Below are 13,254 nucleotides of genomic sequence, written 5' to 3'. Positions count from 1 at the left end.
AGGGCAGGCTCTGGGGTGTTCATTATTCCCATCACGTGTCAGGTATTTTTTATGTCGCTACGCATCTGCATCCTGGAAACCGACATCCTGCGTCCAGAACTGGTCGATCAATATCAGGGTTACGGGCAGATGTTTCAGCGCCTGTTCTCGCAGCAACCGATTGCCGCCGAGTTCACGGTGTACAACGTGATGCAGGGCGAATACCCGAGTGACGACCTGACGTTCGATGCGTATCTGGTCACTGGCAGCAAGGCCGATTCTTTCGGCACTGACCCGTGGATCGAGACCCTCAGGGAATACTTGCTGACCCGCTACGAGCGTGGCGACAAGCTGCTCGGCGTGTGCTTCGGCCATCAACTGCTGGCGCTGTTGCTGGGCGGCAAGAGCGAACGCGCCACGCAAGGCTGGGGCGTCGGCACCCATAACTACAAACTGGCGGCCAAGGCGCCGTGGATGAGCCCGGTGCGTGAAGAGCTGACACTGCTGATCAGCCATCAGGATCAGGTCACCGCACTACCGGAAAACGCCACGGTCATCGCTTCCAGTGATTTCTGCCCGTTCGCGGCTTATCACATCAATGACCAGGTGCTGTGCTTCCAGGGGCATCCGGAATTCATTCACGACTATTCGCGCGCGTTGTTGGATCTGCGTCAGGAAGCCTTGGGTACACAGATTTACAGCACGGGCGTGGCCAGCCTGGAGCAAGAGCACCATGGTGCTACGGTCGCGGAATGGATGATGCGGTTTGTGGCGCACAAGCCAGAAACTGTTTAACAGCAGATCAAAGATCGCAGCCTGCGGCAGCTCCTACAGTGGGATCAGGTACACCTGTAGGAGTTGCCGAAGGCTCGGGCCGCGATCGGACGATCTTTTGGCTTTTACAACCATCCGGACTTCTTGAAACTCGCCCACAAACTCACACAACCCACCGTGATAAAACTCAGCACGCCAAAATAGCCGTAATGCCAAGTCAGCTCCGGCATGTTCTGGAAATTCATCCCGTATATTCCCGCCACTGCCGTCGGAAACGCCAGAATCGCCGCCCATGCGGCAAACTTGCGCTGCACCACGCTCTGCCGTGACGCTTCCAGCAACACACCAATCTCGATGGTCTGGCTTGCAATGTCTGCCAGTGTCGTCAGGTCTTCCATCTGCCGTGTTACATGGATCTGCACATCGCGGAAATACGGGCGCATGTTCTTGTCGATGAACGGGAAGCTCAGTTTTTGCAGTTCCTCACTGATCTCCACCATCGGCGCCGCATAGCGGCGCAGACGCACGACATCACGGCGCAATCCGTGCAACTTCTGAATGTCGTGCTCGTTCAACGCACTGCACAGGACGTTGCGTTCTAGCTCATCAATCTCGGCGTGGATCGCTTCGCCCACGGGCTGATAGTTTTCGATGACAAAGTCGAGCAGCGCATAAAGTACGAAATCTTCCCCATGCTCCAGCAACAGCGGACGCGCCTCACAACGTTGGCGGACATGGGCGTAGGACGCCGAGTGACCGTTGCGTGCGGTAATGATGTAGCCCTTGCCGGCGAAGATATGGGTTTCGATGAACTGCAGAATCCCGTGTTCACGAATGGGCGAGTAGGTGACGATAAACAAAGCGTCGCCAAAGGTTTCCAGCTTCGGTCGGCTATGTTTTTCCAGGGCATCTTCGATGGCCAATTCGTGCAGGTTGAATTGGCGCTGCAGATTGGAAAGTTCCTGAGCGTCCGGCTCTTCAAGGCCGATCCACACAAAGTGACCGGGCTTTTCAGCCCAGGCCGCGCCTTCATCCAGGGAAATATTGGTGACTTTCTTACCCGCGCTGTACACCGCAGCAGCAACAACTCGACCCATGGTGGTGATTCACTTCTTCTTGGCAGATGACAGGGAAACAAGGCTTCAGCTTAGCCGTGTCGCTGCTTGAGAGTCAGTGAAATCTGCACAGTTCACCCGGCAAAAGAAAACCCGCACAGGGCGGGTTTGTTTTTCAGGCGGCTTGCAGTTGCCGATCCATCGCTTCGATGCATTCGCGCATCTGCTCGCGGCACTGCTCGATGAGCTTGGGCATGTCGTCCATGGTCAGCCCGACAGTAGGAATTGCCGGCAGCGAGCGTATGAGAATTTTCCCGCTGCGCCAGCGGTTCAGGCGCATGTGCTTGACGTAGCTGCTGACACACACCGGAACGATCGGCACACCAGCAGCAATCGCCATCTGGAACGCGCCTTTTTTGAACGGCAGCAGCTCTTCGCCGAGGTTGCGCGTGCCTTCGGGAAACACCCAGATCGAGGTCGTTTCGTTCTGCAACGTATTCGTGGTGGTAACCATCGACTGTCGGGCTTTCTGCGCGTTCCCGCGGTCGATCAACACATTGCCGGCTAGCCAGAACAGTTGCCCGAACAACGGCACCCATTTCAGGCTCTTCTTGCCGATGCACACGGTACGGCGCGGCACGACATTGCCGAACACGAACAGATCATAGTTGGACTGGTGGTTGGCGATGATCACGCAACTGTCGGGCTTGTTTATCAACCCGCTGACATCGGTCTTCACGCGCAGACGCAAAATGCACATCGCTGGCAGAGCGTAGAGGCGGGCGCACAGACGGCTGTTGTCCGGATTGAATGGACGGCACAGACCGAGGACAACTCCAAGCACGCCCGCCAGAATAAAGTGCAGGCCCATCAACAACATACGAAACACGAACAGCATTTTCAGGCCCCACCGGGACAAAAGGTGGCGCAGTGTACGGATGTGCACTGTTTTCGGCAATTGCCACTATAGAGTCCGGAGATAGCCGATGTTTAAGCGCATGTTTCCAAGCCGGTCGTCAGACGCGTCCTAGAGCAGCCACGGCATGTTCAACCGAGCGTGTAAGAAAAAGCCCGACACGACGGTCGGGCTTTTCTTTATCGCGTGAGCCGGGTTTAACCCAGATGCTCCTGATCCTGGATGATCGCGTTATCCAGGGTTTCCAGCAGCGCCTTGCGCACCTTCAGTTTGGTGTTCTTGTGCGCGGTCATGTTGATCTTCTTCAATTGACGTGCGGCGGCGAGGGCGGCGCCTTGCAACTCTTCTGCCGACACTACCTTGTCGAGGAAACCGGCATCCACAGCACTTTGCGGATCGAACATCTCACCGTTGATCACCGAACGGTGAAATGCCGAGCGACGCAGGCGATCACGGGCCAGTTCGATACCGGCGTGGTGCATGGTCATGCCGATCTGCACTTCGTTCAGGCCAATGCTGAACGGGCCATCGACACCGATGCGGTAATCGGCAGACAACAGAATGAACGCGCCTTTGGCCACGGCGTGACCCGGGCAAGCAACGATCACCGGGAACGGGTGAGAAAGCAGACGACGGGCCAAAGTCGACCCCGCGGTGACCAGCGCCACGGCTTCTTTCGGGCCGGCGGTCATCACCTTCAGATCATAGCCGCCGGACAAAATGCCCGGCTGACCGGTGATGATCACGATGGCACGATCAGTCACTGCCTGATCCAGCGCCGCGTTGAACGCCGCAATCACGTCCGGGGAAATGGCATTGACCTTGCCGTTACTCAAGGTCAGGGTCGCGATACCGTCTTCGAGGTGGTAGGAAATCAACTCACTCATGACGCTATTCCTTGTAAGAAAGATGGGCAGACGTTACCCACCACCGCAGGCCAGGTAAAGCGCCGTGACTGACCCGCCGGTCACCGTTTCCCGGTGTAGCCAGCGCGGTGAGCCATTCTGCTTCTATATAGAAGGAGCGCCCTCACCGAAGATTGGCCGGTTTGCCATGGCTCGTCGGCGGGGAAAACCACTTTTTCTCTTAACCGCATGAAAATTCTGAAAAAAAGTTTGCCATCGGAAAAGCTTTCGACTACATTAGCGCGCCTCGACAGACAGAACATGTTTGAAGAGATACGGTGAAGTGTCCGAGTGGCTTAAGGAGCACGCCTGGAAAGTGTGTATACAGGAAACTGTATCGAGAGTTCGAATCTCTCCTTCACCGCCAAATTTGAAACGACTAAACCCCTGAAAACGTTGAAGTTTTCAGGGGTTTTGTGTTTTCAGAGGGTCAAAAAAGGCCCATATGGGAACATCCATGGGAACACAGGCTGCTGAATTGCCCGTGTTTTAACCCCGGTTTACGGGGCTTTGTCACGATCTGGTGGCTGAACACCCAAGGCGTGTTGCAGCATGCCGATGACGTCCGGGCCATCCTCGTTGATCCACATGCCGTAGTGCTGTCGGATCATGTTCGCGCTGGTGTGGCCCATCTGTTCCGCGATCCAGTCAACCGAAGCCACGCCGGTGGTGAGCAACTGGCTGGCGTAGGTGTGTCGGCACTGGCCAGGACCGCGATAACGAACGCCGGCCGCTTTCAAATGCGCTTTGAAGAACCTGTCCCTCACGACAAAGTCGCTGACGTGCGGCAGGCCGCTCTTTGTGTTCAGGAAAACAAAGTGCAGCTTGTGCTTGCGGATAGTCTTGTTGTCTCGCTCGACGACATCCACGGTGTCCACGGTCTTGAGCTGGTTGATGGCGTCCAGTTTGCGTAAGGCATCCCAGGCGGGCTCCAGCAGGCGCACTTTGCGTGTCGAACGTCGGGTTTTGGTCACTCGGTAGGCCCCGCGCACCTTCGACCGGCGAAAAGTCACCGTGCCCTGTTTCAGATCGACATCCTCCCAGGCCAGCGCAATGGTCTCCGACACCCGTGGGCCTGCCCAAATCATGAACTGCACCATCAGTAGCTCCTGGGTGCGGCTGGTATGTGTTTCGAGAATCTGCTTGATTTCCGCCCTGGTGAACGGGTCCGGTGCCTCTGGATCGGGCAGACGCACGAACAACCCCTCGGTTGGGTCGTGTGCAACTTTCTTCCGGGTGCGGTACAACCGGAACACCTGGCGCACATTGCTGATGATGTCGCGGATGGTCTTGTTTTTCAGCCGCTTCGACAGCGGCCCCTGGATCCACTCTTGCAGGTCCAAGTGGTCAATCTGATCGATCTGAACGTCACCCCAACGCGGCCGCACATGGACTTCGGCTTTGTTCTTGTACCCACGGAAAGAAGTCGCGGCCACGCTGTTGCTCTTGATGGTCAACCAAAGGTCCAGGTAGTGCCCGAAACTGTTCTCGGCCAGCTTGGTCGACTCGGGAAAATGCCGGCGGTAATCGAAGGTGCCAGCCTGTATCTCATATTCGATCACTGTCACCAGGCGCTTCGCATGCTCACGGTTTTCCGGTGTGTTGCCACCGGGAACCAGCTCCCGGCACAGCTCACCATTGAAACGAAAATAGACCCGTACTGAATTGCCACGGGCCTCTACGCCATCTGCCATATGCGTCCCCACGCGATGTATTGAAAGATTCTTCCAAGTGAAAGAAAAAAGGCCCGTCTCCGGGCCCTTGTGTATTGCGGTGAAGTGTTGCCGATCACTGCTGGCGAAGTAACCAGAACAGCCCGGCGCTTTTTCTAGGTGCCGGTGTGGCCCCGGCTTGGGCTTCCTCGGCCCGGCGCTTGGCATTAAAGGCCTGGCGCGCTTTGCTGCACTTCTGGTGGTTGCCGTGGGCACGGGATCTACCGCACTGGTCACAGACGCCGGTTAGGTCGAGGTTCCAAGGGAAGGATTTACCGTTGTTCATGGTTACACTCCCGGACGGCCTTTGAAGGCCAGCCAAATATAGTGGCGACCTTTGGCTGTGACCTTGATCTTGCTGGTCTGCTTGTTCCAGCTGATCAGACGCAACTCATCGAGGATCGTTGTCAGCGTGTGGCCCTGGTGCCAACCTGCTAGAGCCTTGATGCAGCCCTGGGCTAGTAGCCCTCGGAAGTCTGTGTGCCCGAAGTTAGTGCCTTGGAAAACGGCTTGCATTTGCTCGTTGCTCACCAGGTCGGTGATAACGCGCACGTTCGGGTCGCGGCGGTAGCACTTATGCGTCATCACGTTCACCCTCCGCTGCCATGCCTTGCATCACCCGCTTGAACTCGATTACCCAAACCCAAGGATTCGCCAAGTAGTCGCCGCCGGTGCTTTCCCAGATGTATCGGAAGTGCTCTTGCACTGTGGCGCTGTAGATGTAACCGGGGATTGAGCCGTGACCTCCCCTCGCTCCTTCGGCACTGCATTGCTCATTGGTAATCGCGTGCAGCCGCTCAACGCGCACTTCGGTAATTTCCAGCAGGATGCGGCTGACCCAGCGAGGCATGTGAATGGATGGACGCGTTTTTCCCGGTGTGATCATCGAGCAACCGGTATGCCTGACAGCCCCATCTGCTGGGTACTGGATCGGCTCGCCTTGGCTAAGGTCTCTCGGTGCAACCGCATTAACTTGAGCGTCAGCTTGCCAAGCCTCGCGCACCCAAAGCCGGTCACCGGGGCGCCCATACGGGCACGCATGTTCCCCGCTGCACCAGAAATGGAAAAAGCCAGGGCTGGTTTCAATAGGTGTTTGCACCGACTGAATCCAGTCGCGTTTCACCTCGCGGCGCGTGACTGTCTTCTGGCCGGAGAGGATTGCTTGCGCCATGGCGCCGCTGAATAAAATTGGTCGTTCAATGGTTGTATTCATGGTCTGTCCTTAATCGCCGCAGAAGCAGGCAATAGCCTCGTCGTGCTCGGCAAACATGTCGTATTGGGTATCGGAGTAGTCGATCATTTGTTGATAGCTGGGGCGGTCGAATCGAAAACGGTCACCGTCGCCGGTGAACCTGCCACCTGATACCACCTCGCTTTCCATCCTTGCCCACCACGCTGCCTTGGGGCGGTCGCTGGCGATGATGGAATAGACCTGCTTTGCACCCTTTAGGAAGCAAAGGTCGCAGTTACCTTCAAGAGTGCGGCCGTTAATGGTCGTCAACTTCAGGTCGAACGGCTGGTTTGCCCAGAAATCCGTCACGTCCTGCACGCCGATACCGGCATCAGCCAATGGCATGACCATCGAAGCCCATCTGCTTTCACTAGTGCTTTTTCGGACACGAATCTTTGCCACCCGGAGTGGCTCATCCGCACGGATGCCGGTCATCATGTCTACCGGCGCTTCCTCGGTGGAAAGCCCCAGGCTGCGCAGGTACTTGTGGATGATCCTAATCTTAAGGTCGATGGTGCAGAACCTGGTCACCGGGTTGGGCAGGTACTTGCGCTTGCGGATCAGAGCCTCGAACGGTTCGCCTTGGCGGCTAGCAGTGGCGTAATGCACTACAGCAAATCCAGCTTCATCGTCGCGGAACTCCAGCCAGGCAATTGGCACGGCCCAGCGCTCGGCGCATTCCTGCACGAACTCCAAGGTGGCGGGGTGCTCTTTTCCCGTGTTGGCGAAAGTGACCACCAGATCGGTCCAGTCTTCGTTGTTGTCCAGTACTTGCCGCAACATGTAGGCACTGGTACGGCCGCCGGAAAAGCTCACCACAGTCGGCCCGGATAATTTGTAGGGAGATAGTGAGTGCATAGCTGTTCTCCTTTTTACATCCGATACGATTTGTGAATGAACGCCGGCTGAGCCTTATGGTCTGCGGGTTTCGCTACGTCACGCTGGATCTCGCAAACGAACCGATGCCGCTTTCGGTTGGGTGCCGTCAGCGCCTCGGTCAGACTTGGCACGACGTCGGTGCATTGCTCATAGGCGTAGGGACCATTCCAACTGTCAGCCTTCACCACTTGGCAATCCGTCCGGGATGCATCCGCGCACAGGTAAAGCAGCAGAAAAACAGTCATACGGCCTCCGAAACGGTGGGAGGCCGTGATACCTCGGCCTTCATGAAAACAATCCAGTGCGTGCCACCTTTCTTGCCGCTCGGGTGCCCGAACAGTGGTTGCTGATCTGTCAGCGACAGAATTTGGCTGGTGCGGATCTGTGTTTCGTTCCACTTGAAAACCAATACACCGTCGGTGGCCAACACACGAAAACACTCCGCAAAGCCCCGGCGCAGATCTTCCTGCCATGTAGTCGGGTTGAGCACCCCGTACTTGGCCTTCATCCAACTTTCAGCCCCCGCACGCACCAGGTGTGGAGGATCAAAAGAAACCAGCTTGAAGGCGCCGTCCGCATAGGGCAGGTCACGGAAATCAAGTGTCACGTCGGGGCAGATGGTCAGTGTCCGACCATCACACAGGTTTTTTTGCTCGGTTCTGATGTCACCGAAGATGACTGCCGGGTGTTTCTTGTCGAACCAAAACATTCTGCTCCCGCAGCAAGGATCGAGAATTGTCTTGGTCATGACTGCCGCTCCAGCTTCGCTACGCGTGCGGACTCGTATTGGCTCGCCAGGATCTCCACTGCGCCGTTAATCCAACCGCAGGAAGGCTTCCCAGCCGCTACGTTGGCCAGGTGCTCGGCTTCATTGATTTGAAAGCCCAAGTGAAAGTACGCGGTGCCGTCGAGTTCAAGCTTGACCCCGCCGCTCATGAGCAAGTGGCCCGTGTTTACTCCCAACCGCTGCCAATATTCATGGGAGCTGAGCCGTTTTGGGCAATGCTCTGCCCACAAGGCAACCAGGCGTTCATGCTCAGCCCGAATTGCTGCGCGATCTTCCTTCGACATGCCTTTGGCTAGCTTGGCGGTGCTGCGCAGTGAGCGATAGCCGTAGTCATCAGCGCGGCACCAGTGCGCATCCAGCTCAGCACCGCCTGTAAGTTTCACACCACCCGCAAAGTGTGAGGTGATGTCCCGCATTGGAGCGACCTTCCCGCCGAACATCGAGCCAAGCACCGCCAGCTGGGCTCTGTGTATGTCCTTCTGAATGTAGAAGTCACGAACGATCGCAACGGTTTCTGGCTCGCTGGACTTGTAGAAGAAGTCAGACATGATCACTGCCCTCCCATGAGCATGCGTGTTAGTGCGTTGGGCTGGCCGTCTGGTGTCATGAGGTCGAAAGGAACCCATACCTTTCGGCCGTTTCGGTATTTCACGCGCGCCATGGAGCGCGTGACTTCAACCACCTCTCCTTGTTTGGAACTCATGTTGATTGTGCGGCCGGTCTCCCGGGTGACGACGAAGTTCACCTTGTCGCCGACTTTGAAGGCTGTTGTGCTAGCCTCTGCTCCGCTGCTGCTTGGGTTCTGTGCTTGCATGGTGCTGCTCCTTTGTAGTGGTAGGTGTCGGGGAGTTGGCGCTCCTCGACACCATCTTTCAGGCCGGTTTGGCCTGGTCTTGCTCAATGATCGTTATCACTTCGTCCCGGTCTTTCGCATAAGCGAAAGGCAGCTCGCCGCCTGGCCGAGTTACGGGGTAGCGCGACTCTGGCAACCGGCACAGCGCGACGGTGTAGCCGTTGTCGGTAACCCAGCAGTTCTGCTGGACTTGCCCATCCCTGTTGCGTTTCGGCGCCCATTTCATGCCCATGTACCTATCAGCTCTTCCCAGATCGCATCGCCGTCGGGGATGTACGTATGCACCTCTTGCTCTGGCGAGTAGTCGAGTTGCAGCACCGCCAGGCAGTCGTCGAATAGCGAAGTGTCCAGACCGCGCAGGCTGGTGAGCACAAAGGGGTAGTCGCGGCCGTTGTAGAGCCCGAGCAGGAAGCGACCAATCACCGCGCTTTGGCCTGTATCGCGCTGGGCGACAGGGATCAGGCGGCTCAGTGCCTCGATACCGGCCTTCCGGATGGCGGGGCGCTTGGCTTCGAACTCTTGCAACTGCTGAAACCAGTTGATTTGCTGTTTATGGGCAGGCGTATTCATGCGGATTCTCCTTTCGAAGGCCGATCAATAGGGCATCGTGTCGAGGAAGGCGATGTCGTGAACCAGCTTCCTGGTCTCAAGCTGAAGGTCCTGCGGAATAGCAAGAAGATTGCAGAGCAGATCAACGAGACAGATCATTTGTGCGCAGTTGAGGGCTGTACGCCCGTTCAGGGATGCCCCGTATTTACGAGTGAGCTGGCCTTGGCATGCAGGCAAAAAAGCCTGAAGACTGCCGCAAATCCATTCGCCGGCCTGATTTACCTCGATACCGAATGCACTTGCTTCCGATGCGTTGAGGTTCCCGATGGCTTCTGGCCTGACTCTGGGTGTATGGGCGTCGGCAGCTGAAAGATCGAGCATAACCATTCGGCTGGTGACCGCATCACTACAGTCCAGTGGCTGGCTTGCGGTTATCACCAGAGCACCGCGGAATGTCACTTCTTCACTCTGACCGTCCCCCGAGCGCAGGCTGACGCTGCCTGCGCTAAAAAGCGGCTTCAGTTCATCCCAATCGATGGTCTGGCCCAACTCACCGTGTTCTTCGCAAATAACAATCCGCTGCCCAGCGCTGGCAAATGTGCGCGCTCGCCCGGCCGGAGTGGCATGGGCAAGTGCATGGGAGTAAGGCGTTTGCCCGTTCAGCTTTTGGAGGTAATCCAACAGAAGAGTCTTGCCGCTGCCAGCGGTACCGACGATCTGAAGGAACGGGAAGCTGTTCTGGTCCTGACGAATCCGGGCGGCATGCACAGCCCCCATCCACCAAGCCATAGCCAGTACCCCCCGCGCGCCGAAGTACGCGGTGAAGTCGTTGAAGCGAATGGCTGCTTTGAGTTCGTTTTGCATGGTGTTGCTCCTGTTGTTGCGGTGGTTATGCGCCCTGGAATACCCAGCAGCGAATGGTTTTCGGTTTGTCGAAAGCGTCGAGCGACCGCGCCGAGTTGACGGGCTTGTTCGACTCCAGAAACTTGGGTGACTTGCTGGTCTTGAGCAGGCGCTTCAGATCACTGAGTGGGGGCACTTGCTGGCGTTTGTTGGCAGCCATTTCGACGAACTCATTGAGATTCACAGCGATCAGCTCGTCTCGGCGCGCATGGTTCAGCGCGCCTTTCTCGTCCATGCCGTTGAGGAATTCGTACAGGTCCCAGAATTCGCGAACGGTTGGGTGATCGGCGTTGATTGCCTGTTGCCGCTCCAGTGCCATGCGGTTGATTTCGGCGTGCGCAAGGGCCTTTCGGCGCTCGCCGAGCGGCACAACTCCGGCCAATGCGTCCACCAGGCTGCGCAGTTGGGCGTGGTTCTTGGCGATACGCACGGTGCGCACGCCGGGCAGGGCCAGCAGCTCCTGTTCGTAGCCGGAGGTGTTTTCTTCCATCAGGCGCATGGTTTCGGTTTCGCGTTGCAGCGCCTTGACCAGGAAGCCGCTGATGCTGTCCATCGGCATGCGCTCCAACTGCTCGGCGTACTGCTTGGTCTCCGGCGTGTGGTGCTCGCGTGTCAGGTGGACATGGCAGATACGCTGCAGAATTGGTTCTGATGCGTTCACCGGGTTGTTCTGTGCGATCAGCAGGGCGGCACGGAACGGCGGTTCATGGGTGTCGTTACCGTTGTTTTTCACGCCAGTGGAGCGAACGCTGCGGCCGTTGTAGGCGGTTTTCAGTTCGTCCCAGTCGAAGTGTTTAACTGGCTGGCCTTCCTTTTGTTCACGCTCAGACTCGATCAGCACCACCGGCAAGTTGCTGACCTGCGAAAAGTTTCGTGCACGGCTCGCGGCCGTTGCTTTGGACGGGTCGAAGCCTTCGTAATCAGTACGCCCAACCGATTTCCACAGCAGCTCCACCAACGTGGTTTTGCCCGAGCCGGCTTCGCCCACCAGCTCCAGGAACATCAGCGACTTGTGGATCTGGCGAATCTGCTCGGCGTGCAACGCGCCTAGCCACCAGGCCAGAACCACTAGGCCCTGTACGCCAAAGCAGCGCCAGTAAATGTCGAACCAACCTTCGTTGTAGGCATTGAGGTCGGTGTTGATATGCAGCACCGGCGACTGGCTTTGTGACTTGATGCTCAGCTTGCCGAGGTCAAAAAAGTCTTCCTTGTTGCGCACCTGAACCTTGCCGCCGTGAAAGGCCAGGTCGTTGAAGACATAGGCACCATGGTCGCGGCTGTAGCCGATCCATTCGATGGTGTTGACGGTTTTCAGGCAATCGAGCTGGGGCGCCAGAATCCGCTTCAGTTGCTGGGCGCTGCCCTCGAACATCGCGCCATTGGAGACGTTGAGCAGGCGATTCGCGAACTCAGGCGCCGATGTGAGTTGCTTGGCCGTGAACGTGCTTTTGATGGCCGGCCCTTGCGGACGCTCGATGCGGAAGTAATACCAGGCCTCATCGGTGAGGTCGTTGCGCATGTAATACAGCGCCTGGAAATTGCAGTTGGCGATGCTGGTCACTGAACCGGATTGGCGTAGTGCCTTGTAGCGCCGCTGTTCCTCAGTGAGCAGTTGGTCTTCATGCCGATCAGAACTTTCCAGATCGCCCATGGCGCGGTCGTACTTATCAAGGTCCAGCCGGAACCAGTACAGGCGCTTGCGGAATGTGAAATTGAATTCCTTGCGCTCGTCGCGCAGGTAGATGAGAAAGCCCTTTTCCTCTGCCGAGTCAGCCAGCAGCAGGTCGCCGTGGTGGCGGGCCTCGTCGAGATCCTGCTCGATACGCTCGGCGCGTTTGTCGTCACCCTCGATCGGTTTCCAGCGCAGGTGCAGGTCGTTCCAATCAAACTTTTTTCCGTTGGGCTGCGGGATCAACGCTGCCTTGCAGGTGAAGCCTAGGTCGCGGGCCTCTTTCACCCAGCGGCGCATGTTGGCCTTGGCGACGGGTTCGTTGTCCAGTGCCCACACAAGTAGTGGCAAACGCTTATCAGCGTCGTGGCGAAGTTTGGCAAGGGCCTTGAGTGAGTCGATCGGGCAGGGCGCGCTAGACATCATCGACACGGCCGACACGTCGTTATGCAGCAGCGCGATAGCGTCGAAGATGCCTTCCGTAATCCAAAGTTCGTCGACCTCCAACAGGTCCACGCTCGGCGGACACCACCAGACGCCCTTGTAACCGGTCAAGCCTTCGCCGGTGGGGCGGAAGCGTGCTTTCATTTTGCCGAAGCGGTCTGGCCGATCGATCAGGCGCTCCCAGTACCCACCTTTTTCCAGGGTGAAACGCACCGTGGCGCTGCCGATATTCTGCCGGCCATCCCAGTAGTTGTCCTGGGTGAACCAACCGGCGATGAGTTCAAATTTGAAGCCCCGGGCAAACTCAAGGTAAGCGCGTGCCGTGGCAAGGGGGTTGTCCGGCGTTGACGGGGCGGTCTTGCTCCATTCGTTGAACAGGTCGTCGTAGACGTCTTTCACGTGGACACGGTGGTCGCACTTTTCTGGTCGGCCGCAGATCAATGTCCAGGGCGAATCGTAGAAGGTGTAAAGGGTCTTCTGGCCGCAGGCAGGGCATACACCCTTGCGCATGTAATTGGTGTTGGCCATGTGCTTGAGCTGGTAATCCCGCTCAATGCGCTGGATGACGTCGGCTCGCAGCCTTTGTTCCATTTCCATC

17 protein-coding genes and 1 tRNA gene are annotated in these 13,254 nt (G+C 57.4%); 2 read left to right on the top strand and 16 right to left on the bottom strand.

The genetic code is table 11. The features are described from left to right. The first annotated feature begins 51 nt into the window (after positions 1 to 51). A complete protein-coding gene (locus tag ICA15_RS02815; protein WP_150601313.1) occupies positions 52 to 774 on the top strand; it encodes an amidotransferase in 723 nt (240 codons plus the stop codon). A 104-nt stretch (positions 775 to 878) separates the two neighbouring features. Here the strand turns inward: ICA15_RS02815 and ICA15_RS02810 are convergent, their stop codons facing one another. The 3 genes from ICA15_RS02810 to ICA15_RS02800 form a co-directional block, all read right to left on the bottom strand. After that, a complete protein-coding gene (locus ICA15_RS02810) occupies positions 879 to 1,850 on the bottom strand; it encodes a magnesium and cobalt transport protein CorA (RefSeq protein WP_150601314.1) in 972 nt (323 codons plus the stop codon). A 133-nt stretch (positions 1,851 to 1,983) separates the two neighbouring features. Then, positions 1,984 to 2,706: a 1-acylglycerol-3-phosphate O-acyltransferase gene (locus tag ICA15_RS02805; protein WP_210553617.1), complete on the bottom strand. Its 723-nt coding sequence runs from the start codon at positions 2,704 to 2,706 to the stop codon at positions 1,984 to 1,986. A gap of 215 nt (positions 2,707 to 2,921) precedes the next feature. Continuing rightward, the gene (locus ICA15_RS02800) at positions 2,922 to 3,611 is read right to left on the bottom strand and encodes a crotonase/enoyl-CoA hydratase family protein (RefSeq protein ID WP_042558469.1); all 690 of its coding nucleotides are present in this window, start codon (positions 3,609 to 3,611) and stop codon (positions 2,922 to 2,924) included. Between the two features lie 295 nt (positions 3,612 to 3,906). On the opposite strand from ICA15_RS02800, the gene ICA15_RS02795 reads away from it, so the two are divergent. Continuing rightward, positions 3,907 to 3,996: transfer RNA gene (locus ICA15_RS02795), tRNA-Ser, on the top strand. Positions 3,997 to 4,129: 133 nt separating this feature from the next. Here ICA15_RS02795 and ICA15_RS02790 read toward each other — a convergent pair. From ICA15_RS02790 to ICA15_RS02730, 13 genes are all read right to left on the bottom strand, one after another. Further along, complete coding sequence (locus tag ICA15_RS02790) at positions 4,130 to 5,323, bottom strand: Arm DNA-binding domain-containing protein (RefSeq protein WP_224450847.1); 1,194 nt, start codon at positions 5,321 to 5,323, stop codon at positions 4,130 to 4,132. Positions 5,324 to 5,417: 94 nt separating this feature from the next. Then, a complete protein-coding gene (locus ICA15_RS02785) occupies positions 5,418 to 5,627 on the bottom strand; it encodes a hypothetical protein (protein ID WP_224450846.1) in 210 nt (69 codons plus the stop codon). 2 nt (positions 5,628 to 5,629) lie between these two features. Then, a complete protein-coding gene (locus tag ICA15_RS02780; RefSeq protein WP_224450855.1) occupies positions 5,630 to 5,926 on the bottom strand; it encodes a hypothetical protein in 297 nt (98 codons plus the stop codon). Continuing rightward, complete coding sequence (locus ICA15_RS02775; protein WP_224450845.1) at positions 5,916 to 6,554, bottom strand: hypothetical protein; 639 nt, start codon at positions 6,552 to 6,554, stop codon at positions 5,916 to 5,918. The genes ICA15_RS02780 and ICA15_RS02775 overlap by 11 nt, the downstream gene beginning before the upstream one ends. 9 nt (positions 6,555 to 6,563) lie before the next feature. Further along, entirely contained in the window at positions 6,564 to 7,430 is an 867-nt protein-coding gene (locus ICA15_RS02770) for a phosphoadenosine phosphosulfate reductase family protein (protein WP_224450844.1), read from the bottom strand. A 14-nt stretch (positions 7,431 to 7,444) separates the two neighbouring features. Further along, positions 7,445 to 7,696, bottom strand: coding sequence for a hypothetical protein (locus ICA15_RS02765; protein ID WP_224450843.1), 252 nt, complete (start codon positions 7,694 to 7,696; stop codon positions 7,445 to 7,447). Further along, complete coding sequence (locus tag ICA15_RS02760) at positions 7,693 to 8,199, bottom strand: class I SAM-dependent methyltransferase (protein WP_224450842.1); 507 nt, start codon at positions 8,197 to 8,199, stop codon at positions 7,693 to 7,695. Before ICA15_RS02760 ends, ICA15_RS02765 begins: the two co-directional genes overlap by 4 nt. Further along, positions 8,196 to 8,786, bottom strand: a complete 591-nt coding sequence (locus ICA15_RS02755; protein ID WP_224450841.1) for a hypothetical protein — start codon at positions 8,784 to 8,786, stop codon at positions 8,196 to 8,198. The genes ICA15_RS02760 and ICA15_RS02755 overlap by 4 nt, the downstream gene beginning before the upstream one ends. Before the next feature lie 2 nt (positions 8,787 to 8,788). Then, a complete protein-coding gene (locus ICA15_RS02750) occupies positions 8,789 to 9,052 on the bottom strand; it encodes a hypothetical protein (protein ID WP_224450840.1) in 264 nt (87 codons plus the stop codon). A 58-nt stretch (positions 9,053 to 9,110) separates the two neighbouring features. Further along, positions 9,111 to 9,317, bottom strand: a complete 207-nt coding sequence (locus ICA15_RS02745; protein ID WP_080519936.1) for a hypothetical protein — start codon at positions 9,315 to 9,317, stop codon at positions 9,111 to 9,113. After that, positions 9,314 to 9,661, bottom strand: coding sequence for a hypothetical protein (locus ICA15_RS02740; RefSeq protein ID WP_224450839.1), 348 nt, complete (start codon positions 9,659 to 9,661; stop codon positions 9,314 to 9,316). Before ICA15_RS02740 ends, ICA15_RS02745 begins: the two co-directional genes overlap by 4 nt. 24 nt (positions 9,662 to 9,685) lie before the next feature. Further along, complete coding sequence (locus ICA15_RS02735) at positions 9,686 to 10,504, bottom strand: hypothetical protein (RefSeq protein WP_224450838.1); 819 nt, start codon at positions 10,502 to 10,504, stop codon at positions 9,686 to 9,688. A 25-nt stretch (positions 10,505 to 10,529) separates the two neighbouring features. Further along, on the bottom strand, positions 10,530 to 13,247 hold the full coding sequence (locus ICA15_RS02730; RefSeq protein WP_224450854.1) for a toprim domain-containing protein: 2,718 nt from the start codon (positions 13,245 to 13,247) through the stop codon (positions 10,530 to 10,532). Positions 13,248 to 13,254: the final 7 nt, after the last annotated feature.

Source organism: Pseudomonas sp. P116 (genome assembly GCF_020149425.1).
In the GTDB taxonomy this organism is placed as follows: domain Bacteria; phylum Pseudomonadota; class Gammaproteobacteria; order Pseudomonadales; family Pseudomonadaceae; genus Aquipseudomonas; species Aquipseudomonas anatoliensis.
Note: the sequence above shows the minus strand (reverse complement) of the source record. Positions and strands in the feature narration are given on the sequence as shown.

Coding starts and splice junctions, on each gene's coding strand:
- ICA15_RS02760 (WP_224450842.1), bottom strand. CDS start 8,199: ATGACCAAGACAATTCTCGATCCTTGCTGCGGGAGCAGAATGTTTTGG.
- ICA15_RS02735 (WP_224450838.1), bottom strand. CDS start 10,504: ATGCAAAACGAACTCAAAGCAGCCATTCGCTTCAACGACTTCACCGCG.
- ICA15_RS02790 (WP_224450847.1), bottom strand. CDS start 5,323: ATGGCAGATGGCGTAGAGGCCCGTGGCAATTCAGTACGGGTCTATTTT.
- ICA15_RS02755 (WP_224450841.1), bottom strand. CDS start 8,786: ATGTCTGACTTCTTCTACAAGTCCAGCGAGCCAGAAACCGTTGCGATC.
- ICA15_RS02770 (WP_224450844.1), bottom strand. CDS start 7,430: ATGCACTCACTATCTCCCTACAAATTATCCGGGCCGACTGTGGTGAGC.
- ICA15_RS02785 (WP_224450846.1), bottom strand. CDS start 5,627: ATGAACAACGGTAAATCCTTCCCTTGGAACCTCGACCTAACCGGCGTC.
- ICA15_RS02740 (WP_224450839.1), bottom strand. CDS start 9,661: ATGAATACGCCTGCCCATAAACAGCAAATCAACTGGTTTCAGCAGTTG.
- ICA15_RS02775 (WP_224450845.1), bottom strand. CDS start 6,554: ATGAATACAACCATTGAACGACCAATTTTATTCAGCGGCGCCATGGCG.
- ICA15_RS02765 (WP_224450843.1), bottom strand. CDS start 7,696: ATGACTGTTTTTCTGCTGCTTTACCTGTGCGCGGATGCATCCCGGACG.
- ICA15_RS02745 (WP_080519936.1), bottom strand. CDS start 9,317: ATGAAATGGGCGCCGAAACGCAACAGGGATGGGCAAGTCCAGCAGAAC.
- ICA15_RS02815 (WP_150601313.1), top strand. CDS start 52: ATGTCGCTACGCATCTGCATCCTGGAAACCGACATCCTGCGTCCAGAA.
- ICA15_RS02730 (WP_224450854.1), bottom strand. CDS start 13,247: ATGGAACAAAGGCTGCGAGCCGACGTCATCCAGCGCATTGAGCGGGAT.
- ICA15_RS02750 (WP_224450840.1), bottom strand. CDS start 9,052: ATGCAAGCACAGAACCCAAGCAGCAGCGGAGCAGAGGCTAGCACAACA.
- ICA15_RS02810 (WP_150601314.1), bottom strand. CDS start 1,850: ATGGGTCGAGTTGTTGCTGCTGCGGTGTACAGCGCGGGTAAGAAAGTC.
- ICA15_RS02800 (WP_042558469.1), bottom strand. CDS start 3,611: ATGAGTGAGTTGATTTCCTACCACCTCGAAGACGGTATCGCGACCCTG.
- ICA15_RS02805 (WP_210553617.1), bottom strand. CDS start 2,706: ATGCTGTTCGTGTTTCGTATGTTGTTGATGGGCCTGCACTTTATTCTG.
- ICA15_RS02780 (WP_224450855.1), bottom strand. CDS start 5,926: ATGACGCATAAGTGCTACCGCCGCGACCCGAACGTGCGCGTTATCACC.